The 19,923-nt window shown below is 65.7% G+C and carries 20 protein-coding genes; 9 read left to right on the top strand and 11 right to left on the bottom strand.

Features of this window, described 5'->3' with window-relative positions; all coding sequences use genetic code 11:
* From rloB to POF53_RS07890, 4 genes are all read left to right on the top strand, one after another.
* Positions 1–1,536 carry an osmotic stress tolerance membrane protein RloB gene (gene rloB / locus POF53_RS07905; protein WP_203647362.1) on the top strand — a complete coding sequence of 512 codons (1,536 nt, stop codon included), beginning with the start codon at positions 1–3 and terminating at the stop codon, positions 1,534–1,536.
* On the top strand, positions 1,536–2,516 hold the full coding sequence (locus POF53_RS07900; RefSeq protein ID WP_028692610.1) for an alpha-L-glutamate ligase-like protein: 981 nt from the start codon (positions 1,536–1,538) through the stop codon (positions 2,514–2,516). Before rloB ends, POF53_RS07900 begins: the two co-directional genes overlap by 1 nt.
* Before the next feature lie 234 nt (positions 2,517–2,750).
* Positions 2,751–4,094: an aminodeoxychorismate synthase component I gene (gene pabB, locus POF53_RS07895; RefSeq protein ID WP_498967118.1), complete on the top strand. Its 1,344-nt coding sequence runs from the start codon at positions 2,751–2,753 to the stop codon at positions 4,092–4,094.
* A gap of 207 nt (positions 4,095–4,301) precedes the next feature.
* Positions 4,302–5,036, top strand: a complete 735-nt coding sequence (locus tag POF53_RS07890; RefSeq protein ID WP_050705067.1) for a phosphoadenylyl-sulfate reductase — start codon at positions 4,302–4,304, stop codon at positions 5,034–5,036.
* Between the two features lie 124 nt (positions 5,037–5,160).
* Here the strand turns inward: POF53_RS07890 and cysB are convergent, their stop codons facing one another.
* The 3 genes from cysB to POF53_RS07875 all read right to left on the bottom strand — a co-directional run bounded on the left by cysB (position 5,161) and on the right by POF53_RS07875 (position 7,818).
* The gene (gene cysB, locus POF53_RS07885) at positions 5,161–6,135 is read right to left on the bottom strand and encodes an HTH-type transcriptional regulator CysB (RefSeq protein WP_011533140.1); all 975 of its coding nucleotides are present in this window, start codon (positions 6,133–6,135) and stop codon (positions 5,161–5,163) included.
* Positions 6,136–6,262: 127 nt separating this feature from the next.
* Positions 6,263–6,760, bottom strand: coding sequence for a universal stress protein (locus POF53_RS07880; protein ID WP_110738113.1), 498 nt, complete (start codon positions 6,758–6,760; stop codon positions 6,263–6,265).
* A gap of 95 nt (positions 6,761–6,855) precedes the next feature.
* The gene (locus POF53_RS07875) at positions 6,856–7,818 is read right to left on the bottom strand and encodes a putative 2-dehydropantoate 2-reductase (RefSeq protein ID WP_498967115.1); all 963 of its coding nucleotides are present in this window, start codon (positions 7,816–7,818) and stop codon (positions 6,856–6,858) included.
* A gap of 260 nt (positions 7,819–8,078) precedes the next feature.
* On the opposite strand from POF53_RS07875, the gene POF53_RS07870 reads away from it, so the two are divergent.
* Entirely contained in the window at positions 8,079–9,155 is a 1,077-nt protein-coding gene (locus POF53_RS07870) for a 3-deoxy-7-phosphoheptulonate synthase (RefSeq protein WP_028692615.1), read from the top strand.
* A gap of 54 nt (positions 9,156–9,209) precedes the next feature.
* Here POF53_RS07870 and POF53_RS07865 read toward each other — a convergent pair whose 3' ends face one another.
* Positions 9,210–9,491 (bottom strand): GNAT family N-acetyltransferase, encoded by a 282-nt coding sequence (locus POF53_RS07865; protein WP_203647366.1) that lies wholly within the window; start codon positions 9,489–9,491, stop codon positions 9,210–9,212.
* A gap of 491 nt (positions 9,492–9,982) precedes the next feature.
* On the opposite strand from POF53_RS07865, the gene oprI reads away from it, so the two are divergent.
* Entirely contained in the window at positions 9,983–10,234 is a 252-nt protein-coding gene (gene oprI, locus POF53_RS07860) for an outer membrane lipoprotei OprI (RefSeq protein ID WP_003259780.1), read from the top strand.
* Between the two features lie 230 nt (positions 10,235–10,464).
* On the opposite strand, the gene POF53_RS07855 is transcribed toward oprI, so the two are convergent.
* From POF53_RS07855 to POF53_RS07845, 3 genes are all read right to left on the bottom strand, one after another.
* On the bottom strand, positions 10,465–11,439 hold the full coding sequence (locus POF53_RS07855) for a L,D-transpeptidase family protein (RefSeq protein ID WP_203647368.1): 975 nt from the start codon (positions 11,437–11,439) through the stop codon (positions 10,465–10,467).
* 94 nt (positions 11,440–11,533) lie between these two features.
* Positions 11,534–11,815: a hypothetical protein gene (locus POF53_RS07850; RefSeq protein WP_028692618.1), complete on the bottom strand. Its 282-nt coding sequence runs from the start codon at positions 11,813–11,815 to the stop codon at positions 11,534–11,536.
* Positions 11,816–11,873: 58 nt separating this feature from the next.
* Positions 11,874–12,479 carry an arylesterase gene (locus POF53_RS07845; RefSeq protein ID WP_232855875.1) on the bottom strand — a complete coding sequence of 202 codons (606 nt, stop codon included), beginning with the start codon at positions 12,477–12,479 and terminating at the stop codon, positions 11,874–11,876.
* 10 nt (positions 12,480–12,489) lie between these two features.
* Between POF53_RS07845 and POF53_RS07840 the strand changes: the two genes are divergently transcribed.
* Positions 12,490–13,173: an ABC transporter ATP-binding protein gene (locus tag POF53_RS07840; protein ID WP_203647370.1), complete on the top strand. Its 684-nt coding sequence runs from the start codon at positions 12,490–12,492 to the stop codon at positions 13,171–13,173.
* Entirely contained in the window at positions 13,173–15,680 is a 2,508-nt protein-coding gene (locus POF53_RS07835; RefSeq protein ID WP_232855873.1) for an ABC transporter permease, read from the top strand. Before POF53_RS07840 ends, POF53_RS07835 begins: the two co-directional genes overlap by 1 nt.
* Before the next feature lie 153 nt (positions 15,681–15,833).
* On the opposite strand, the gene greB is transcribed toward POF53_RS07835, so the two are convergent.
* From greB to POF53_RS07815, 4 genes are all read right to left on the bottom strand, one after another.
* Positions 15,834–16,307, bottom strand: a complete 474-nt coding sequence (gene greB, locus POF53_RS07830; RefSeq protein WP_203647372.1) for a transcription elongation factor GreB — start codon at positions 16,305–16,307, stop codon at positions 15,834–15,836.
* Between the two features lie 89 nt (positions 16,308–16,396).
* Positions 16,397–16,705 (bottom strand): hypothetical protein, encoded by a 309-nt coding sequence (locus tag POF53_RS07825; protein WP_050705060.1) that lies wholly within the window; start codon positions 16,703–16,705, stop codon positions 16,397–16,399.
* 246 nt (positions 16,706–16,951) lie between these two features.
* Positions 16,952–17,386: a DoxX family protein gene (locus tag POF53_RS07820; protein WP_203647373.1), complete on the bottom strand. Its 435-nt coding sequence runs from the start codon at positions 17,384–17,386 to the stop codon at positions 16,952–16,954.
* A gap of 111 nt (positions 17,387–17,497) precedes the next feature.
* Positions 17,498–18,904 (bottom strand): MltF family protein, encoded by a 1,407-nt coding sequence (locus POF53_RS07815; RefSeq protein ID WP_203647374.1) that lies wholly within the window; start codon positions 18,902–18,904, stop codon positions 17,498–17,500.
* A gap of 158 nt (positions 18,905–19,062) precedes the next feature.
* Between POF53_RS07815 and POF53_RS07810 the strand changes: the two genes are divergently transcribed.
* The gene (locus POF53_RS07810; protein WP_203647375.1) at positions 19,063–19,869 is read left to right on the top strand and encodes a TatD family hydrolase; all 807 of its coding nucleotides are present in this window, start codon (positions 19,063–19,065) and stop codon (positions 19,867–19,869) included.
* Positions 19,870–19,923: the final 54 nt, after the last annotated feature.

Below are 19,923 nucleotides of genomic sequence, written 5' to 3'. Positions count from 1 at the left end.
ATGCGCTCTCTTACCCTCCATCTGAAAGTCCTGATCACCGTCCTGGTAGTGCTGGGCATCGCGATCACGGCCTACCAGATCTTCGCCCTCGGCATCCCGGTGACCGAGGACGAGACCGACGACCTGTGGAACATCGACGCCAAGGTCGAGTTCGTCGCCAGCGCCAAGGATCCGGTCAAGGTGCAGATGTTCGTGCCCCCGCTGAACCGTGACTACGTGAGCCTCAACGAGAGCTTCATCTCCAACAACTACGGGGTCAGCGTCAACCGCGCCGACGGCAACCGCAAGGTGACCTGGTCGGCCCGTCGCGCCAGCGGCAACCAGACCCTCTACTACCGGCTGGTGCTGACCAAGCGCTACAGCAACGAAAAAGCCAAGATCAAGGGCCCGACCTTCCGCGACAGCCTGGCCGTCGAGGGCCCTGAGAAGATCGCCGCCGAAGCGCTGATGGCACCGATCCGCCAGCACTCGGCCGACGTCGAGACCTTCGTCAGCGAGACCATCAAGCGGGTCAACAATGCCAGCGACGACAACGCCAAGCTGCTGCTGGCCGGCGACAATTCGCCCATGAAAAAAGCCCAGGTCATCGACCTGCTGCTGTCCATTGCCCACGTGCCACTGGAGAAGGTCCACACCATCCGTCTGGTGGCCGACACCCCGCAGAGCCCCGAACTGTGGCTGCGCAGCTTCAATGGCAACGACTGGCTGTACTTCAATCCGGAGACCGGCGAGCAGGGCCTGCCCAGTGACCGCCTGCTGTGGTGGACCGGCGACGACAACCTGATCACCGTCGATGGCGGCAAGAAAGCCAACGTCACCTTCAGCATGAACAACAGCGAGATGAACGCCATCCGCCTGGCCAAGCTGACCGACGAGAACACCGACGCCGACTTCCTCGAGTACTCGCTGTACGGCTTGCCGCTGCAGACCCAGCAGACCTTCATGATCATGGTGATGATCCCGATCGGCGTACTGGTGATCCTGGTGCTGCGCAACCTGATCGGCATCCAGACCCTGGGTACCTTCACCCCGGTGCTGATCGCCCTGGCCTTCCGCGAGACCCAGCTGGGCTTCGGCATCATCCTGTTCACGGTGATCACCGCCCTGGGCCTGTCGTTGCGCTCGTACCTGGAACACCTGAAACTGCAAATGCTGCCACGCCTGTCGGTGGTGCTGACCTTCGTCGTGGTGCTGATCGCGGCCATCAGCCTGTTCAGCCACAAGCTGGGCCTGGAGCGCGGCCTGTCGGTGGCACTGTTCCCGATGGTGATCCTGACCATGACCATCGAGCGCCTGTCGATCACCTGGGAAGAGCGTGGCGGCGGCCATGCCATGAAAGTGGCCGTCGGCACCCTGTTCGCCGCCTCTATCGCGCACCTGCTGATGACCGTGCCGGAAGCGGTGTACTTCGTCTTCACCTTCCCGGCGGTGCTGCTGATCCTGGTGGGCTTCATGCTGGCGATGGGTCGCTACCGCGGCTACCGCCTGACCGAGCTCGTGCGCTTCAAGGCATTCCTGAAGAAGGCTGACGCCTGATGTTTGGCCTGATCAAGACGTGGAAAGCCCTGGAGGCCCGGGGCATCATGGGTATCAACCGGCGCAACGCGGACTACGTGTTGAAGTACAACAAGCGCCACCTGTACCCGATCGTCGACGACAAGATCATCACCAAGGAGCGCGCCCTGGCGGCCGGCATCCATGTGCCGGAGATGTACGGCATCATCGAAACCGAGAAGCAGATCGAGAAACTCGACGAGATCATCGGCGGACGCAGCGACTTCGTCATCAAGCCGGCCCAGGGCGCCGGCGGTGACGGTATCCTGGTGATCGCCGACCGCTTCGAGGACCGCTACCGCACGGTCTCGGGCAAGATCATCAGCCACGAGGAAATCGAGCACCAGATCTCCAGCATCCTCACCGGCCTGTACTCGCTGGGAGGGCACCGCGACCGCGCGCTGATCGAGTACCGGGTCACCCCGGACCAGATCTTCAAGAGCATCAGCTACGAAGGCGTGCCGGACATCCGCATCATCGTGCTGATGGGCTACCCGGTGATGGCCATGCTGCGCCTGCCGACCCGCCAGTCCGGCGGCAAGGCCAACCTGCACCAAGGCGCCATCGGCGTGGGCGTGGACCTGGCCACCGGCCTGACCCTGCGCGGCACCTGGCTGAACAAGATCATCAGCAAGCACCCGGACACCACCAACGCGGTGGACGGCGTGCAACTGCCGAACTGGGACGGTTTCATGAAGCTCGCCGCCAGCTGCTACGAGCTGTGCGGCCTGGGCTACATCGGCGTGGACATGGTCCTGGACCAGGACAAGGGCCCGCTGATCCTCGAGCTCAACGCCCGCCCCGGCCTGAACATCCAGATCGCCAACGACTGCGGCCTGACCCAGCGCACCCACGCCATCGAGGCGCACCTGGAGATGTTGGCCAAGGAAGGTCGCAGCGAGGATGCCGAGCAGCGCGTGAAGGTCTCGCAAGGGCTGTTCGGGCACGTCAACCCACTGTAACCGCGCTCCATGTAGGAGCAGCCTTGTGCCGCGAAAGGGCCGCAAAGCGGCCCCGACAATCTCTGCATCAACGCGGAAATCCCGGGGGCTGCCTTGCAGCCCTTTCGCGGCACAAGGCCGCTCCTACAGGGGGAATGCGCAGATCCAGATGGCGAATGTCGCTGCCAGCGCTAGGCGCATTTCCCGCACAGGTCTACAATCGCCCACCTCGCTTGTTCATCGCCGTCCATCCTGATGCCGACCTGTACGCTCCACCCCCTGCCCTACCAGCCCGACCCTGCCTTCTACTTCGAACGCCTGCGCCGCGCGCCCGGCGCGACCCTGCTCGACAGCGCCCGCCCAGGCGCCGAACGCGGCCGCTACGACCTGCTCAGCGCCTGGCCGCTGCAGCAGTTGCAGGCACGCCCCGAGGAAGACGGTCGCGACTACCTGCAGCGCCTACGCCAGGCCCTGGCCGACCTGGGGACGGCACAACTGCCCGAGGGCATCGAGCTGCCGTTTGCCGGCGGCCTGATCGGCTACCTGAGCTACGACTTCGGCCGGCGCCTGGAGCAGCTGCCGACGCATGCGGTCGACGACCTTGGCCTGCCCGACGCCCGGCTGGGGCTGTATGCCTGGGCACTGGTGTCCGACCATCGGCTGTGCAGCAGCCAGCTGGTGTTCCACCCAAGCCTGCCCGAGGACGAGCGGCAACGGCTCATCACCTTGTTCGAGGCCAGCACCCTGGGCGATAGCGGTGACTTCCACCTGCTCGCGCCGATGACCGGTGATCTTCGCCCCGAGCAATACCGGGCGGCGTTCGACCAGGTGCAGCGCTACATCCAGGCCGGCGACTGCTACCAGATCAACCTCACCCAGCGCTTTCGCGCACCCTGCCAGGGCGACCCGTGGCACGCCTACCAGGCCCTGCGCGCCGCCTGCCCGACGCCGTTTTCCGGCTACCAGCAGCTGGATGAAGGCACGGCGCTGCTGAGTTTCTCCCCCGAACGCTTCATCCGCGTCAGCCAGGGCGCGGTCGAGACCCGCCCGATCAAAGGCACCCGCCCACGCGCCGCCGACCCGGCCGAGGACGCGCGCAACGCCGCCGAGCTGCTGGCCAGCCCCAAGGACCGCTCGGAAAACCTGATGATCGTCGACCTGCTGCGCAACGACATCGGCCGTACCTGCCAGACCGGCTCGGTGAAGGTACCGGAGCTGTTCAGCCTGGAGAGCTACCCCAACGTTCATCACCTGGTCAGCAGCGTGGTCGGCCGCCTGGCCGCCGACAAGGACGCCCTGGACCTGATCGGCGGCAGCTTCCCCGGCGGCTCGATCACCGGCGCCCCGAAGATCCGCGCCATGCAGATCATCGACGAGCTGGAGCCGGCGCGCCGGGCGCTGTACTGCGGCTCGCTGCTGTATGTCGATGTGCGCGGCGAGATGGACAGCTCCATCGCCATCCGCAGCCTGCTGGTCAAGGATGGCCAGGTCAGTTGCTGGGGCGGCGGCGCGGTGGTGGCCGATTCGGACTGGCAGGCCGAATATGAAGAGTCGATCGCCAAGGTGCGAGTGCTGATGGAAACGCTGCAGGCCTTGTGATCGGCGGCGCCTGCTTCGCGGGCAAGCCCGCGCCCACAAGGCCTGCGCTACTGCCGGGATCACTCGACACCTGTGGGAGCGGGTTTACCCGCGAAAGGGCCCGCGCAGGCAGCACAAACCCTTGAGATAAACGTCTGCCCCGCCATTTTTTGTTACCATCTGACCACTACGAGCGCACAGCGCCACTCAACCGATGGAAACCGCCTGATGAGCCAACCCTTCGACGTCGCCGCCCTGGCCGCGACCTACGCCAGCAAGTCCCCGCAGGAGATCCTCAAGCTCGCCTTCGAGCATTTTGGCGATGACCTGTGGATCTCCTTCAGCGGCGCCGAGGATGTGGTGCTGGTGGACATGGCCTGGAAGCTGAACAAGCAGGTCAAGGTGTTCAGCCTCGACACCGGCCGCCTGCACCCGGAGACCTACCGGTTCATCGACCAGGTGCGCGAGCAGTACAACCTGCCCATCGAGATCCTCAGCCCGGATCGCGACAAGCTCGACCCGTTCGTCAAGGAAAAAGGCCTGTTCAGCTTCTACAAGGACGGCCACGGCGAGTGCTGCGGCATCCGCAAGATCGAACCGCTGCGCCGCAAGCTGGCCACCGTCAGCGCCTGGGCCACCGGCCAGCGCCGCGACCAGAGCCCCGGCACCCGCAGCCAGGTGGCGGCGCTGGAGATCGACAGCGCCTTCTCCACCCCGGAGCGCACCCTGTACAAGTTCAACCCGCTGGCGCAGATGACCAGCGAGGAAGTCTGGGGCTACATCCGCATGCTGGAACTGCCCTACAACAGCCTGCACGAGCGCGGTTTCATCAGCATCGGCTGCGAGCCCTGCACCCGCCCGGTGCTGCCGAACCAGCACGAGCGCGAAGGGCGTTGGTGGTGGGAAGAGTCGACGCAGAAGGAGTGCGGGTTGCACGCCGGCAACCTGATCAGCAAGGCTTGAAACAGCAGGGGCCGCTTCGCGCCCCTTTCGCGGCACAAGGCCGCTCCTACAGAGGGTTACGTTTCCCTTGTAGGAGCGGCCTCGTGCCGCGAAAGGGCCGCAAAGCGGCCCCAGCTATTTCAGATCAGTGCACCGGCAGCTCGACCCCTTCGAACAGCTCTTCGAGCTCCTGCTTGTTATGGCACTGGATCGCCTTGGCCATCACCTCACGGGTCAGGTGCGGCGCGAACTTCTCGATGAAGTCGCACATGAAGCCGCGCAGGAAGGTGCCGCGACGGAAGCCGATCTTGGTGATGCTGGCCTCGAACAGCTCGCTGGCGTCCAGGCACACCAAATCGCTGTCGAGCTTCGGGTCCACCGCCATCTTGGCCACGATGCCCACGCCCAGGCCCAGGCGCACATAGGTCTTGATCACGTCGGCGTCGGCGGCGGTGAATACCACCTTCGGCGTCAGGCCACGGTGATTGAACGCTTCGTCGAGCTTGGAACGGCCGGTGAAGCCGAACACGTAGGTGACGATCGGGTACTCGGCCACCGCCTCCAGGGTCAGCTTCGGCAGCTTGGTCAGCGGATGCCCCTGGGGCACCACCACGCAGCGGTTCCACTTGTAGCACGGCATCATGATCAGGTCGCCGAACAGCTCCAGTGCCTCGGTGGCGATGGCGAAGTCGACGGTACCGTCGGCCGCCATCTCGGCGATCTGCATCGGCGAACCCTGGTGCATGTGCAGGGCGACTTCCGGGTACTGCTTGATGAAGTTGCTGATCACCGGCGGCAGCGCGTAGCGCGCCTGGGTGTGGGTGGTGGCGATCGACAGGGTGCCCTTCTTCTCGTTGGAGAATTCCTGGGCGATCTGCTTGATGCTTTCGACCTTGCGCAGGATCTCGCCGGCGGTATTGATGATGCGCTCGCCCGCCGGGGTGACGCGGGTCAGGTGCTTGCCGCTGCGGGCGAAGACCTCGACGCCCAGCTCGTCCTCGAGCAGGCGGATCTGCTTGCTGATACCCGGTTGGGAGGTGTACAGGCTCTGCGCCGTCGCGGAAACGTTGAGGTCATGGTGCGCCACTTCCCAGATGTAGCGCAGTTGCTGAAGCTTCATAGATATCCCTCAAAGGCGGTAGGTCACCGGCGCGCCGGCAGCGACGAGTTATAACTATATTAGTGGCTTGAGAAATAAATCTAGAACTATTTTGTTACGTTCGCTGGAAAAAGTCCTACCGCTAGGCTCACGATTTCCTACGTCCAAGATGGTGAGCCAACGGCACCATGTACACCGGCACCGGTGACAGCTGCAGCAGCCGCACCGCCGTGCGGCCGATCGGCACATCCACCCCCGCGCCGGCGCTGTGGCTGCCGAAGATCAGCAGGTCGACCGACAACCGCTGGGCCTGCTCGAGGATCACCTGGGCCGGATCGCCCTGGCGCACCCGCACCGCGCGGATCAATGCCAGGTCGGCCGGCTCGGTCATCTCGTCGCGAAAGTTCTCCAGCACCCGCTGCTCGATATTGGCCATGACCGTGTTGACGCCCTCGCTGTGCAGCGCATCGAGGGTCTGCTCATCGAGGTAGCTCTGCAGCAACGATTCGGCGAACTGGCCCATGGGCTCCACGGCATGAATCACATACAGCTCTGCGTTGAAGGTCCGCGCCAGGGCCAGGGCGTGCTGCATGATGAAGGGCGCATAGACACCGAGGTCAGTGGCAAACAGCATGGAACGGATCATTCGACCTCCTCGACTGCCGCGACGGCAGAGCAAGCTTGAGCTTAGCAGCGCCATCGGCGGTCGCCTGGCCGTCCGGCGCACAGCCGCCGCGGGCTTCAGGCCTGCTGATTGCGCCGGTCGATGAACGCCAGGGCCTGGTACAACGCCTCCATGCGCGGCAACGCGCAACCGGCCGCGCGGGCCCGGGCCAGGGGCTCGGCATAGATCGCCTGCAGCTCCAGCGGCCGCTGCTGGACATGGTCGTGGTACATGCTCGGCCAGTAGTCCGGCATCTTCTCGGTGATTCGGAACAGGTGCTCGGCATAGCCCGCCGGCAGCTCGCGGCCACTGGCCTTGGCGCCCGCCACCACTTCGGCCATCAACGCCTGGATCAGCGCGCGGCTGTCGGCATCGCCCATCAAGGGCGTGGTGCTGGCCTGCAGCAACACCGAAAGGCCGTTGTAGGGCACGTTCCACACCAGCTTCTGCCAGCGCGCCTGATCGAGGTCGGCCATGGCCTGGGAATCGATGCCCGCGGCCCGGAACAGCCCGGCGCCCTCCTCCACCACGGCAGCCCCGCCGTCCTGCGCAGGACCACTGTGATAGCCCAGGTTCACCGCGCCCAGCGACTGGTGGCGGATAACACCGAGGCCCTCGCGATTGGCGCAGATGAAGCACAGGCCGCCGAGCAGGTGCAGGTCCGGGCGCAAGGCCGGGCGCAACTGCTCCTCGACGCCAAGGCCGTTCTGCAGCAACACCACCCGGGCATCGGGCGCCGCGGCCTGCACGATCAAGGGCGCCAGCTCCGCGTTGCTGGTGGCCTTGGCACCCACCAGCAGCCAGTCGCAGGGCGGCATGTCGGCGGCAGAGGCGTAGGCCTGCACCGGCATGTGCACCTGGCCATGCACCGCGCTGTCCAGGCGCAGCCCCTGCTCGCGCACGGCCAGGTATTCGCTGCGCAACAGAAAGTGCACGTCGAAGCCGGCGCGGGCCAGCATCAGGCCGTAGAATCCACCGATTGCGCCGCTGCCGATGATGCCGATGCGGGGATTGCCAATGCGAGGGTCGAGGGACGCCATGCCGTGCTCCTGAGCGAGAGTCATTGTTGTGGGTCAGCCACTATACCCGCGTGCCGGCCATCGCGACCAAATCCTCCCAGCCGACATCGAACCGCCCGCAAACGCCACCCGATGGGCAAAAACCCCGTATCGACGGGCCCCAGCCCATTGTCGCGCCCCCGCTAACGCGCTAAGGTTCGGCCTCCCCGCTGCGAATAATCTGCTGCTGGGCCGCACGGGGATCGCTGGCGGCCGGCACCCGTGACCTGACGAGTAACACGATGGCTGATTTACCGATCGATGACCTTAACGTTGCCTCCAACGAGACCTTGATCACCCCCGATCAGCTCAAGAAGGAAATCCCCCTCAGCGCCAAGGCCCTGCAGACCGTGACTGCCGGCCGTGAAGTGGTGCGCAACATCCTCGACGGCAAGGATCATCGCCTGTTCGTGGTGGTCGGCCCCTGCTCGATCCACGACATCAAGGCCGCCCACGAGTACGCCGAGCGCCTGAAGGTGCTGGCCGAGGAAGTCTCCGACACCCTGTACCTGGTCATGCGCGTGTACTTCGAGAAGCCGCGGACCACCGTCGGCTGGAAAGGCCTGATCAACGACCCGTACCTGGACGACTCGTTCAAGATCCAGGACGGCCTGCACATCGGTCGCCAACTGCTGCTGGACCTGGCCGAGAAGGGCCTGCCCACCGCCACCGAAGCGCTCGACCCGATCTCCCCGCAGTACCTGCAGGACCTGATCAGCTGGTCGGCCATCGGCGCCCGCACCACCGAATCCCAGACCCACCGCGAGATGGCCTCGGGCCTGTCCTCGGCGGTCGGTTTCAAGAACGGCACCGATGGCGGCCTGACCGTGGCCATCAACGCCTTGCAGTCGGTGTCCAAGCCGCACCGATTCCTGGGCATCAACCAGGAAGGCGGCGTGTCCATCGTCACCACCAAGGGCAACGCCTATGGCCACGTGGTGCTGCGCGGCGGCAACGGCAAGCCCAACTACGACTCGGTCAGCGTCGCCCTGTGCGAGCAGGATCTGGTCAAGGCCAAGATCAAGCCCAACATCATGGTCGACTGCAGCCACGCCAACTCCAACAAGGACCCGGCCCTGCAGCCGCTGGTCATGGAGAACGTCGCCAACCAGATCCTCGAAGGCAACCAGTCGATCATCGGCCTGATGGTCGAGAGCCACCTGAACTGGGGCTGCCAGGCGATTCCGAAAAACCTCGACGAACTGCAGTACGGCGTGTCCGTCACCGATGCCTGCATCGACTGGGCGGCCACCGAGAAGACCCTGCGCAGCATGCATGCCAAGCTCAAGGATGTACTGCCCAAGCGCCAGCGCGGCTAAAAGACGTGCAAACGAAAACGCCGGGCAATGCCCGGCGTTTTCATGTGTGCCGTGTCAGGCCTTGCTCGAATGCCGCTGCTGACGCTCCATGTAGCGCTCGACGTAGGAGCACGACGGGATCACCGTGTAGCCCATCTGCTCGGCGTACTCCAGCGCCCTCTCGGTGAGTGCGGCGGCAATCCCGCGACCGCGCAGGGCATTGGGGACGAAGGTGCGATAGATGTCCAGCGTCTGCTTGCCCAGGTCCATGTACGTCAGATAGGCCCGGTGACCGTCCACGGTGGTCTCGAACTGATGACCGGCCTGGTCATGGTGGATGGTCAGCGTTTCGCTCATCACTACTCCTCGCAGGTCTTGTCGGCAGACCCTTACCTTACCGATATGGTTTATCCGGCGGAGGAACCTCTACGCCACCTGTTGCCCCTTCGACAGCAGCGCGACCGGGATCGTTCTGCATCGATGGCCCCCTCAAATAGTAGGCGGCACCAGCGAGAATGCTCAAGCTGTGCAGAATGAAAATGCTGACAGCCATCCGCCCGAGGCCCGGCAACAGCAACCGGATGTTCAAGGGCTAAGACGCCGGTCGACAGTTAAAGTCACCCTTAGTTCAACAAAAAAGTTCCTGTACTACAATCGCTTGCGAAGGCTGGCCAGGATTTTCACACTTTGTTTACAAACCCCGTCGCCGGGGCCGTCCACAGCATTTTTTTTGCAGTTCTTGCGCTCAGTCAGTTTACTTACTACAAGTAATGGGTACTATGTACGCCGGCCAGTTTCTCTTTTCCGAGAGATGGCTATTTAATAGAAAGTCCTTGAAGGGGAACACGATGAACAACGTTCTGAAATTCTCTGCTCTGGCTCTGGCCGCAGTTCTGGCTACCGGTTGCAGCAGCGTATCCAAAGAAACCGAAGCTCGCCTGACTGCTACCGAAGACGCAGCAGCTCGCGCCCAGGCTCGTGCAGACGAAGCCTACCGCAAAGCTGACGACGCTCTGGCAGCTGCTCAGAAGGCTCAGCAGACCGCTGACGAAGCCAACGAGCGCGCTCTGCGTATGCTGGACAAAGCCAGCCGCAAGTAATAATCCTCACGGATTGTTATGGAGCCGACCCACTTGTGGGTCGGCTTTTTTATTGCCTGCAAAAAAGCCAGGTGATGCCGCCCAAACAACTGGGGCCGCCTGGCGACCCACCCCGGGACAAGCCTATGCCTAAAGGCATGGCGTTTACCGTACCTGTAGGAGCGGGCTTGTCCCGCGATGGGCCGCAAGGCGGCCCCAAAGTGCCCCGCTAGTTGCCAGCGGGCAATCGCTTACTGCAGTTCTGGCGGAATGCTCGACACCATCGGCGCGCTTGCACCATTGGTTGGCACGGCGATCTCGACCGGCATGCCGTCTTCGGCCGCCACCACATCGCGAACCATGTCCCAGTTCATGCGCAAGTTGTTGGCCAGGTCTTCACGCTTGAGCAACGCATTGATGACCGCGGTGTGCTTGTCGACCACCGACGGATTGCCGTGGTCGTCCAGCGGTGTATGCGCCTCGAGATAGACCTTGCCGGCACTGATGCCGAACTTGTACGGCTCGTTGATGATGCGCACCGGGGTACCCACCGGAACCATCTTCGACAAGGTCAGCACGTTGTTGTTGAGCATGCGGAAGCAACCGTGACTGGTGCGCATGCCGATGCCGAACTTCTTGTTCGAGCCGTGGATCAGGTAGCCCGGTACACCCAGGGTGAACTTGAACGGCCCCAGCGGATTGTCCGGCCCTGCTGGCACCACCGTCGGCAGGATGTCGCCATCGGCGGCGTGCTCGGCGCGAATCGAGGCTGGCGGGGTCCAGGTCGGGTTCGGCGTCTTGGCGGTAATCTTGGTGTTGGCGATCGGCGAACCCCAGCCCTCGCGACCAATACCCAGCGGGAAGGTGTGCACCACGTTCTGCCCTTTCGGGTAGTAGTACAGGCGATATTCGGCCAGGTTGATGACGATGCCTTCACGCGGGCCCGGCGGCAGGATGTAGCGGGTCGGCAGGACGATTTCGGTACCGGCGCCCGGCAGCCAGGGATCGACGCCCGGGTTGGCGGCTATCATCTCGAGGTAGCCGAGGTCGTTGGCGGTGCCGATGTCGGCGAAGGTGTCCTCGTACTTGGCCTTGATGGTATGGACCTGGCCGACGACGTCTTCACCGGGAGCTGGCAACGGCAGTTCCAGCGCAACAGCGGGGCCTGTCGCCAGCAGGGCGGCCAGGGTCAGGCTACGGGTGACGGCGGGAAAGCGCGGCAACATCCGGGAAATCCTTCGAAAGATCAGTCAAGACAACGATTGTACACCCGCGCCCAAACGAGCGGGAGGCGCAAGCGTTTCAGATGATGAAAGGCGCTCAGAGTTCCGGCCACACCGGGCGCATGCCGCGCCGCTGGGCATCGAGGATCGCCCGGCACAGCGGGCACAGGCGCTCGTCGCGGTAGATCGCCCGCTCCACACCCGACCAGCGCGGCTGCGCCGGCAGCAGGCCACCGCACAAGGTACGGTCGACCGGCACGCCCAGCTCGAGCTGGCGGGCGGCCAGGTGGATGCGCACTTCCTGGCAGGCAAACAGGTCGAGCTGCTCATCGGGCTCGATCAGTTGATAGGCGTACAGGGACCAGGCGGGGCGCGGCATCGGGGGCACTCGAAACGGGGGGCGCAACATTAGCCGAAAGCGGCCCCCGATAAAAGCGTCACAGCAAGGGTTTTATCGCCGGCCAGGCATTTTCCAGCAGGCGCTGCTGGGCGGTCGCCGCCGGGTGGATGCCATCGGCCTGCATCAGCTCCGGCACCCCGCCCACGCCTTCGAGGAAGAACGGCACCAGCGGCACCTTTTTATCGGCGGCCAGCTGTTCATAGACCTGGGCGAATGCCGTGGTGTAGCGCACGCCATAGTTCGGCGGCAGGCGCATGCCCAGCAGCAGCACCTTGGCACCGGCCTGGCGAGACTGATCGATCATCGCGGCAAGATTCTGTTGCAATTGTTGCGGCGGCTGGCCGCGCAGGCCATCGTTGCCTCCCAGCTCCAGCACCACCAGGTCCGGCTTGTGCGCCGCAAGCAGCGCCGGCAGCCGCGCCTGGCCACCTGCGCTGGTGTCGCCACTGATCGAGGCATTGACCACCTGGTCGTCGAAACCCTCTTTCTTCAACTGCTGTTGCAGCAGGTTGACCCACCCCTGGCGGGTATCCAGGCCAAAACCGGCGCTGATACTATCGCCGACAACCAGCAGCGTTCCCGCCGCCGCGCCCTGGGCCAGGCAACACAGGGCCAGGCCGGCACTCAACCACCACATTCGCATCGGATTCTCCATGGGCCCCAGCATTCTCGTTGCGCAGAACCTTAGCAAAGTGGTCCCCAGCGCGGAAGGCGACCTGACCATCCTCCACGCCCTCTCCCTCGACCTCGCCCAGGGCGACAGCCTGGCCATCGTCGGCGCCTCCGGCTCCGGCAAGTCCACGCTGCTGGGGCTGCTCGCCGGGCTCGACCGGCCCAGCGCCGGCAAGGTGATCCTCGCCGGCCACGACCTCGGCCTCCTCGACGAGGACCAGCGTGCCCGGGTGCGCGCCGAGCACGTAGGCTTCGTGTTCCAGTCGTTCCAGTTGCTCGACAGCCTCAACGCCCTGGAGAACGTCATGCTGCCGCTGGAGCTGGACGGTCGGCGCGATGCCCGCGAACACGCCCGCGACCTGCTCGAGCGGGTCGGCCTGGGCAAGCGCCTGAGCCATACCCCGCGCCAGCTCTCCGGCGGCGAGCAGCAGCGGGTGGCAATCGCCCGCGCCTTCGCCGCGCAGCCGGCGGTGCTGTTCGCCGACGAGCCCACCGGCAACCTCGACAGCCACACCGGCGAGCGCATCAGCGACCTGTTGTTCGAGCTGAACCAGGAGCGCGGCACCACCCTGGTGCTGGTGACCCACGACGAGCGCCTGGCCAAGCGCTGCCGTCGCCTGATCCGTCTGGATGCCGGTCGCCTGGTGGCGCCCCTGGAGCCCTGATGACCCGCCTATCGTTCCCGCGACTGTGTGTCCTGGCCCTGCGCCAGTTGCTGCGCGATGCCCGCGCCAGCGAAGTACGCGTGCTGTTCTTCGCCTTGCTGGTGGCGGTGGCGGCCAGTACCGCCATCGGCTACTTTGGCGCCCGCCTCAACGGCGCCATGCAGTTGCGCGCCAGCGAGTTCCTCGGCGCCGACCTGGTCCTGCAGGGCAGCGCCCCGCCCAGCGCGCAGCAGATCGCCGATGGCACGGCGCTGGGCCTGAGCCATGCGCGGGTGGTGGAATTCACCAGCGTGGTCGGCGCCGACAACGGCATCCAGCTGTCCAGCATCAAGGCCGCCGACCCCGCCTACCCCCTGCGCGGCCAGTTGCGCAGCGCGGCGGCGCCCTACGCCGAGGAAACACCTGGTGGCGGCCCCGCGCCGGGCGAAGCCTGGGTCGAGCCGCGCCTGCTCGCGGCGCTGGGCCTGGCCATCGGCGACAGCATCGACGTGGGCATGAAGACCCTGCGCATGAGCCGCGTGCTGACCTACGAGCCCGACCGCGCCAACAATTTCTACAGCCTGACGCCACGGGTGCTGATGAACCTCGCCGACCTCGACGCCACGGGGGTGATCCAGCCCGGCAGCCGGGTCAGCTACCGCGACCTGTGGCGCGGCGATATCGATGCCCTGCAACAGTACCGGCAGACAGCGGAACAAAGCCTGGCAGCCAATCAGCGCCTGCTCGACACCCGCGACGGCAACCGGCAGATCGGCGGCGCCCTGGGCAAGGCCGAGCGCTACCTGAACATGGCCAGCCTGGTGGCGGTGCTGCTGGCTGGCGTCGCCGTGGCCCTGTCGGCCAGCCGCTACGCCGCGCGGCGCCTGGACGCCAGCGCCCTGTTGCGCTGCCTGGGACTATCCCGGCACCAGGCCCTCGGCCTCTACAGCCTGCAACTGGCCATGCTCGGCGTCGTCGCCGCGCTGGCCGGCGCCCTGCTCGGCTGGCTGGCGCAGCTGGGGCTGTTCCGCCTGCTCGAAGGCCTGCTGCCCAGCCAGGTGCCACCCGGCGGACTCACCCCGGCGCTGGCCGGCATCGGCACCGGGCTGGTGGCCCTGGCCGGCTTCGCCCTGCCGCCGCTGGCGGCCCTTGGTCGCGTGCCGCCGCTGCGTGTGCTGCGCCGCGACCTGCTGCCGCTGCCACCGAGCAGCTGGCTGGTGTATGGCGCCGCCCTGCTCGCCCTGGGTCTGATCATGTGGCGCCTGAGCCTGGACCTGCTGCTGACCTTCGCCCTGCTCGGCGGCGGGCTGATCGCCGCCTTGCTGCTGGGTGGATTGCTGTTGCTCGGCCTGCGCAGCCTGCGCCGGTTGCTGGGCGGCGCACCGCTGGCCTGGCGCCTGGGGCTCGGGCAACTGCTGCGCCACCCGCTGGCCGCCGCCGGCCAGGCCCTGGCCTTCGGCCTGATCCTCCTGGCGATGGGCCTGGTCGCCCTGCTGCGCGCGGAACTGCTCGACACCTGGCAGGCGCAGTTGCCCAAGGATGCGCCCAACCATTTCGCCCTGAACATCCTGCCCGACGAGCGCCAGCCGTTCACCGAGCGCCTGGCCCAGATCAACGCCAGCGCCGCACCGCTGTACCCGGTGATTCCCGGCCGCCTGACCCATATCAACGAGCAGCCGGTGCGCCAGCTGGTCAGCAAGGAATCCACCGGCGAACGCGCCATCCAGCGCGATCTCAGCCTGACCTGGGCCGCCGAACTGCCCCAGGGCAATGCCCTGAGCGCCGGCCAATGGTGGCAGCAGGCGCCCGCCGGTGATGAAGTCCCCGGGGTTTCCGTGGAAGCGGAGCTGGCGCAGAGCCTGCACCTGCAACTGGGCGACCTGCTGACCTTCGACATCGGCGGCCAGCAGCGCCAGGCCCGGGTCAGCAGCCTGCGCAGCGTGCACTGGGACAGCTTCCAGCCCAACTTCTACATGATCTTCCAGCCGGGCACCCTGCAAGGCCTGCCCACCACCTACCTCACCAGCTTCTACCTGGCGCCGGGCCACGACCAGGAGATCGTCGCCCTGTCCCGGGCCTTCCCGGCGGTGACCGTGCTGCAGGTCGACGCGCTGCTGGCGCAGCTGCGCAGCATCCTCGCCCAGGTCACCCTGGCGGTGGAGTATGTGCTGCTGTTCGTGCTGGCGGCGGGGCTGGCGGTGCTGTTTGCCGGCCTGCAGGCGACCCTCGACGAGCGCATCCGCCAGGGTGCCCTGCTGCGGGCGCTGGGGGCGGCGCGCCCGTTGCTGGTCAAGGCGCGGCGCATCGAGTTCGGCCTGCTCGGCGCGGCCAGCGGTGTGCTGGCGGCACTGGGGTGCGAGCTGATCACCTGGGCGCTGTACCGCTACGCCTTCGACCTGCACTGGGCACCGCATCCGTGGCTGCTGGCGCTGCCGCTGGCCGGGGCGGTGCTGGTGGGCGCAGCCGGGGTGATCGGCACGCGTCGCGCGCTCAATGCCAGCCCGTTGGCGGTGTTGCGCGAGGGGTGAATATTCGGAGGCTTACGCTTCCCCCTGTAGGAGCGGCCTCGCGCCGCGAAAGGGCTGCGTAGCGGCCCCAGCGATCGTTGCCTTGATGCTGATATCCCGGGGCCGCTTCGCAGCCCTTTCGCCGCGCAAGGCCGCTCCTACAGGAGTCGCCAGCTAGAGGTTGTAGCGGATGCTGTTCACATACCAGGTCGCCTCGCCCGTGGGCGTGTGCACCAGCACTTCGTCACCCTCCCCCTTCTTTAGCAGGGCCCGGGCCATTGGTGAGTCGATGGAGATGTAGTCGTTGCGCCCGTGGATCTCGTCATAGCCAACGATGCGAAAGCGCAGCTGCTCGCCGTCATCGTTCTCGATCTCCACCCAGGCACCGAAGAACACCTTGCCTTCCTGTTGAGGCGAGTACTCGACCACCTTGACGTCTTCCAGGCGCTTGCGCAGGTAGCGCACGCGGCGGTCGATCTCGCGCAGCAGCTTCTTGTTGTACTGGTAGTCGGCGTTCTCGCTGCGATCGCCCAGCGATGCCGCCCAGGTGACCTTCTGGGTGATTTCCGGGCGATAGACCCGCCACAGGTGGTCAAGCTCCTGCTTCAGCGCAGCATGGCCTTCAATGGTGATGATGTTGGTGCTCAACGACTGTCTCCTCAGTGCATCCGCAGCGGGCGACAGGCGCCCACCGGGAGACCGAGCTTAGCGAAAAAAGGCTGGACGCGACACGCCGCTCAACGGCGGGTGATCAACCCCTGGCGGGCAATGCGGGTGAGCTGGCCGATGACCTCGGCGGCCTCTTCTGCTGCGGGCGCCTGGATCACAGCCAGGTCGAAGCGGTCGTTGCCGTACTGGTCGAGCTGTTCACAGCTGTCGGAGAACTGGATGAGGAAGGCACAGGCCTGGCCCTTGCGTCGGGAAAAGCCATCGAGATTGCGCAAAAGCGTGGGTTGATGCTGGCCGCCGAGCAGGATGCGCGGGGTACGGGAAGCCTGGTTCTTGGCCAGGGGGGTCAAGCAGACACTGGTACGTGGGCAACTCATGGAGTCTCTCTCCGCCTCGCTGTTCCCGCTGGGCAGCGGTGGGAGGCGTCACCGAACCAGCGCTTTAGCGGTATTTCGGATGACCCGTCGGGGCCTCTCCTGCGCCCCGCAAGTAGCTGTTTAAATCGGCGCAATCGGTATGCTAGAGGCAGACGCATGAAGTTACAAGCGCTTGTGCAAAAGCAATCGCGGGGCCAGCCCGCTCCCACAAGCTTCGTGGGAGCGGGCTGGCCCCGCGATTGACGATCAGCGTGCGATCAGGCGGTCCAGCGACAGGCGACCGGCACCCTCGATCAGCACCGCCACGGTACCGGCCATCAGCGCCAGGGCGAACTCGTAGCCGTTGTTGGACATGAACAGCCCGTTGCCGATATGCACCGAGAAGATCGCCACCACCAGGGTCACGCTCAGTGCCAGCGCCGCCGGGCGGGCCAGCAGGCCGACCACCAGGGCCAGGCCGCCGAAGAACTCGGCGCTGCCGGACAGCAGGGCCATCAGGTAGCCTGGGGCCAGGCCGATGCTTTCCATCCACTGGCCGGTGCCTTCCAGGCCGTAGCCACCGAACAGGCCGAACAGTTTCTGCGCGCCATGGGCCATGAAGATGATGCCGACCAGGATACGCACGACGCTCAGGCCATAACCGGCGCGGGTGGTGAACAGGGCATTGAGGGAGTGATTCATGTTTGCTTCCTTGTTTGAGCAGGTGTGTGTTGGATGAGCGCCATCTTAATCAAATCATCGAATAAGAAAATCGCAATAATCGCGTAAATTCTATCGAGCAATTAGATTTATCTAGCGCTTCGCCACACGCTCCAGGGAAGCCCGCTCTCGGTTGAACGCGAGGAAGTACTTGTTGACGCTGTTGACGAAGTTCACCGGCCCCATGCCCACCTGCTCCATGGCGATGCGCTCGGTCTGGAAGAACCACTGGTTGCCATTAAGCCCACGCCGCCGTGCTTCGGCACGCATGGCCTGGACCCGCTCCGGCCCGAGGTTGTAGGCGGCCAGGATGAAGGCCATGCGCTCGCGCTCGTTGAGCTGCGGGCTGGCGAAGAACTTGCGGCGGATCAGTGCCAAATAACGGGCGCTGGCCTGGACATTGCCGTCCACCGTGGCGGTGTTGCTCACCCCCACCCGCTGGGCCGCCGACGGGGTGATCTGCATCAGCCCGTGGGCGCCACCGGTGCCGCGTGCCTTGGGGTCGAGGGTCGACTCCTTGAACGCCAGGGCGGCCAGATTCAGCCAGTCGAACTGCTGATCGCCACCGTGCTTCTGCAGCACCGGGCGCACCGACTCCAGGCGCTGGCGATCCTGTCGAGCCAGCGGGTTGTGCACCCGGTACTGGCGCCGGTAGATGCGTTCGAAGGCCGCGTCCTGGTTGTCCGGCGCGCGGTAGGTGGCGAGAAAGCGATCCACTGCCGCCTGCAGCATCGGCGCGTCCTGGCGCACATACCAGCGCATAGCCTGGGGCGGGGCCAGCTGCAGCTTGCTGTCCACCCGCAGGCGCGGCATCACCCGCGCCCAGCGCTGGGCGATCGGCCGCTCCACCACGGTCAACGGGTAGATGCCGGCCTGGACCATCTCCAGCACATCCTCCACCGCCAGCGTCGGGTCGACCCATTCCACCTTGATCGGTGCCCGCTTGCGCAGGGCCAGCTGCTGGTTGATCGCCTGGATCGCCGCGCCCGCGGCACTGGCGGTGGTCAGGGCGACGGTGCGCCCGGACAACTGCTCGGGGCGGCTGTAGCCGCGCTCGCCCTTGCGCCCGACCAGTTGCAGCGGCACCTGGTCGACCACCGGGGCACTGACGCCAACTCCGCGCACCACGCTCGGGTCGAGCAGCTCGCCGGGGGCGGCAAGATCGCCCTCGCCGCGCTGCAATGCCGCAAGCAGCTGCTCCTTGGCGCGGGGGATGATCTTCAGGGTGATTTCCTGGCCGTCGGCGACCCGGGCATTGAGGGCATGCTCCAGGGCGCGCAAGCGGTAGTACTCGACCCCTACCGGCTCACCCTTGACCTCGCCGGAGCTGTTGCGGCTCTGGTTGACCAGCACCCGCAGCACCTTGCTCGAACGGATCTGCGCCAGGTCACGCGCCTGGCTGGCCGGCACATGCTGTTGCGGCCCGGCTTCGCCGGCAGCGGCCGGCACGGCGGCCAGCGGCCCGGACAGCAACAGGCAAGTCAAAAAGGTTCGCAACATGGGGATAAGGGTCCGAGAGCGGTTGGCGGGCACCATGTGCTGTGATCGATCCGTGATAAATGACCGCAACAGACCACGGCAAACGTTTGAAGTTCTTGGTTTTTTCTCGATATCCCGGTTTTTGCTATGCTGGCCGCCCCGCGGCACGAGGTAGCACCATGCAACTGATCGATATCGGCGTCAACCTGACCAACAGCAGTTTCCACGACCAGCAGGCCGCCATCGTCGAGCGCGCCGTGGAGGCCGGCGTGGCACAGATGGTCCTTACCGGCACCAGCCTGGACGTCAGCACCGAGGCCCTGGAACTGTGCCAGCGCCTGGACGAACCTGGCCAGCGCCTGTTCAGCACCGCCGGGGTGCACCCTCACGACGCCAGCCACTGGAGCAGCGGCAGCGAACGCCAGCTGCGCGAACTGCTCGCCCAGCCACGGGTGGTGGCCGTGGGCGAATGCGGCCTGGACTTCAATCGCGACTTTTCCCCGCGTCCGGCCCAGGAAAAAGCCCTGGAAGCGCAGTTGGCACTGGCGGTCGAACTGCGCCTGCCGGTGTTCCTCCACGAGCGAGAGGCCAGCGAGCGCCTGCTGGCAATCCTCAAGGACTACCGCGACCAGTTGCCCGCCGCCGTGGTGCACTGCTTCACCGGCGAGCGCCAGGCGCTGTTCGCCTACCTCGACCTGGACCTGCACATCGGCATCACCGGCTGGATCTGCGACGAGCGCCGCGGCACCCACCTGCATCCCCTGGTCGGCAACATCCCCGAGGGCCGCCTGATGCTCGAAAGCGACGCGCCCTACCTGCTGCCCCGCAGCCTGCGGCCCAAGCCGAAGAACGGCCGCAACGAGCCGGCCTTCCTGCCCGAGGTGCTGCGCGAGGTGGCCCTGCACCGCCATGAAACCGCAGCGCACACCGCCGCCCACACCAGCGCCTGCGCCCGCGCGTTCTTTGGCCTGCCTGGGGTTTCTTGACGCATATCAACAAGGCCCCTGGCCTTGGCGGGCACAATGATGGCACCTTGCCAA

Source organism: Mitsuaria sp. RG (assembly GCF_028369275.1).
In the GTDB taxonomy this organism is placed as follows: Bacteria; Pseudomonadota; Gammaproteobacteria; order Pseudomonadales; family Pseudomonadaceae; genus Aquipseudomonas; species Aquipseudomonas peradeniyensis.
This window is presented reverse-complemented; position numbering and strand designations above follow the sequence as displayed.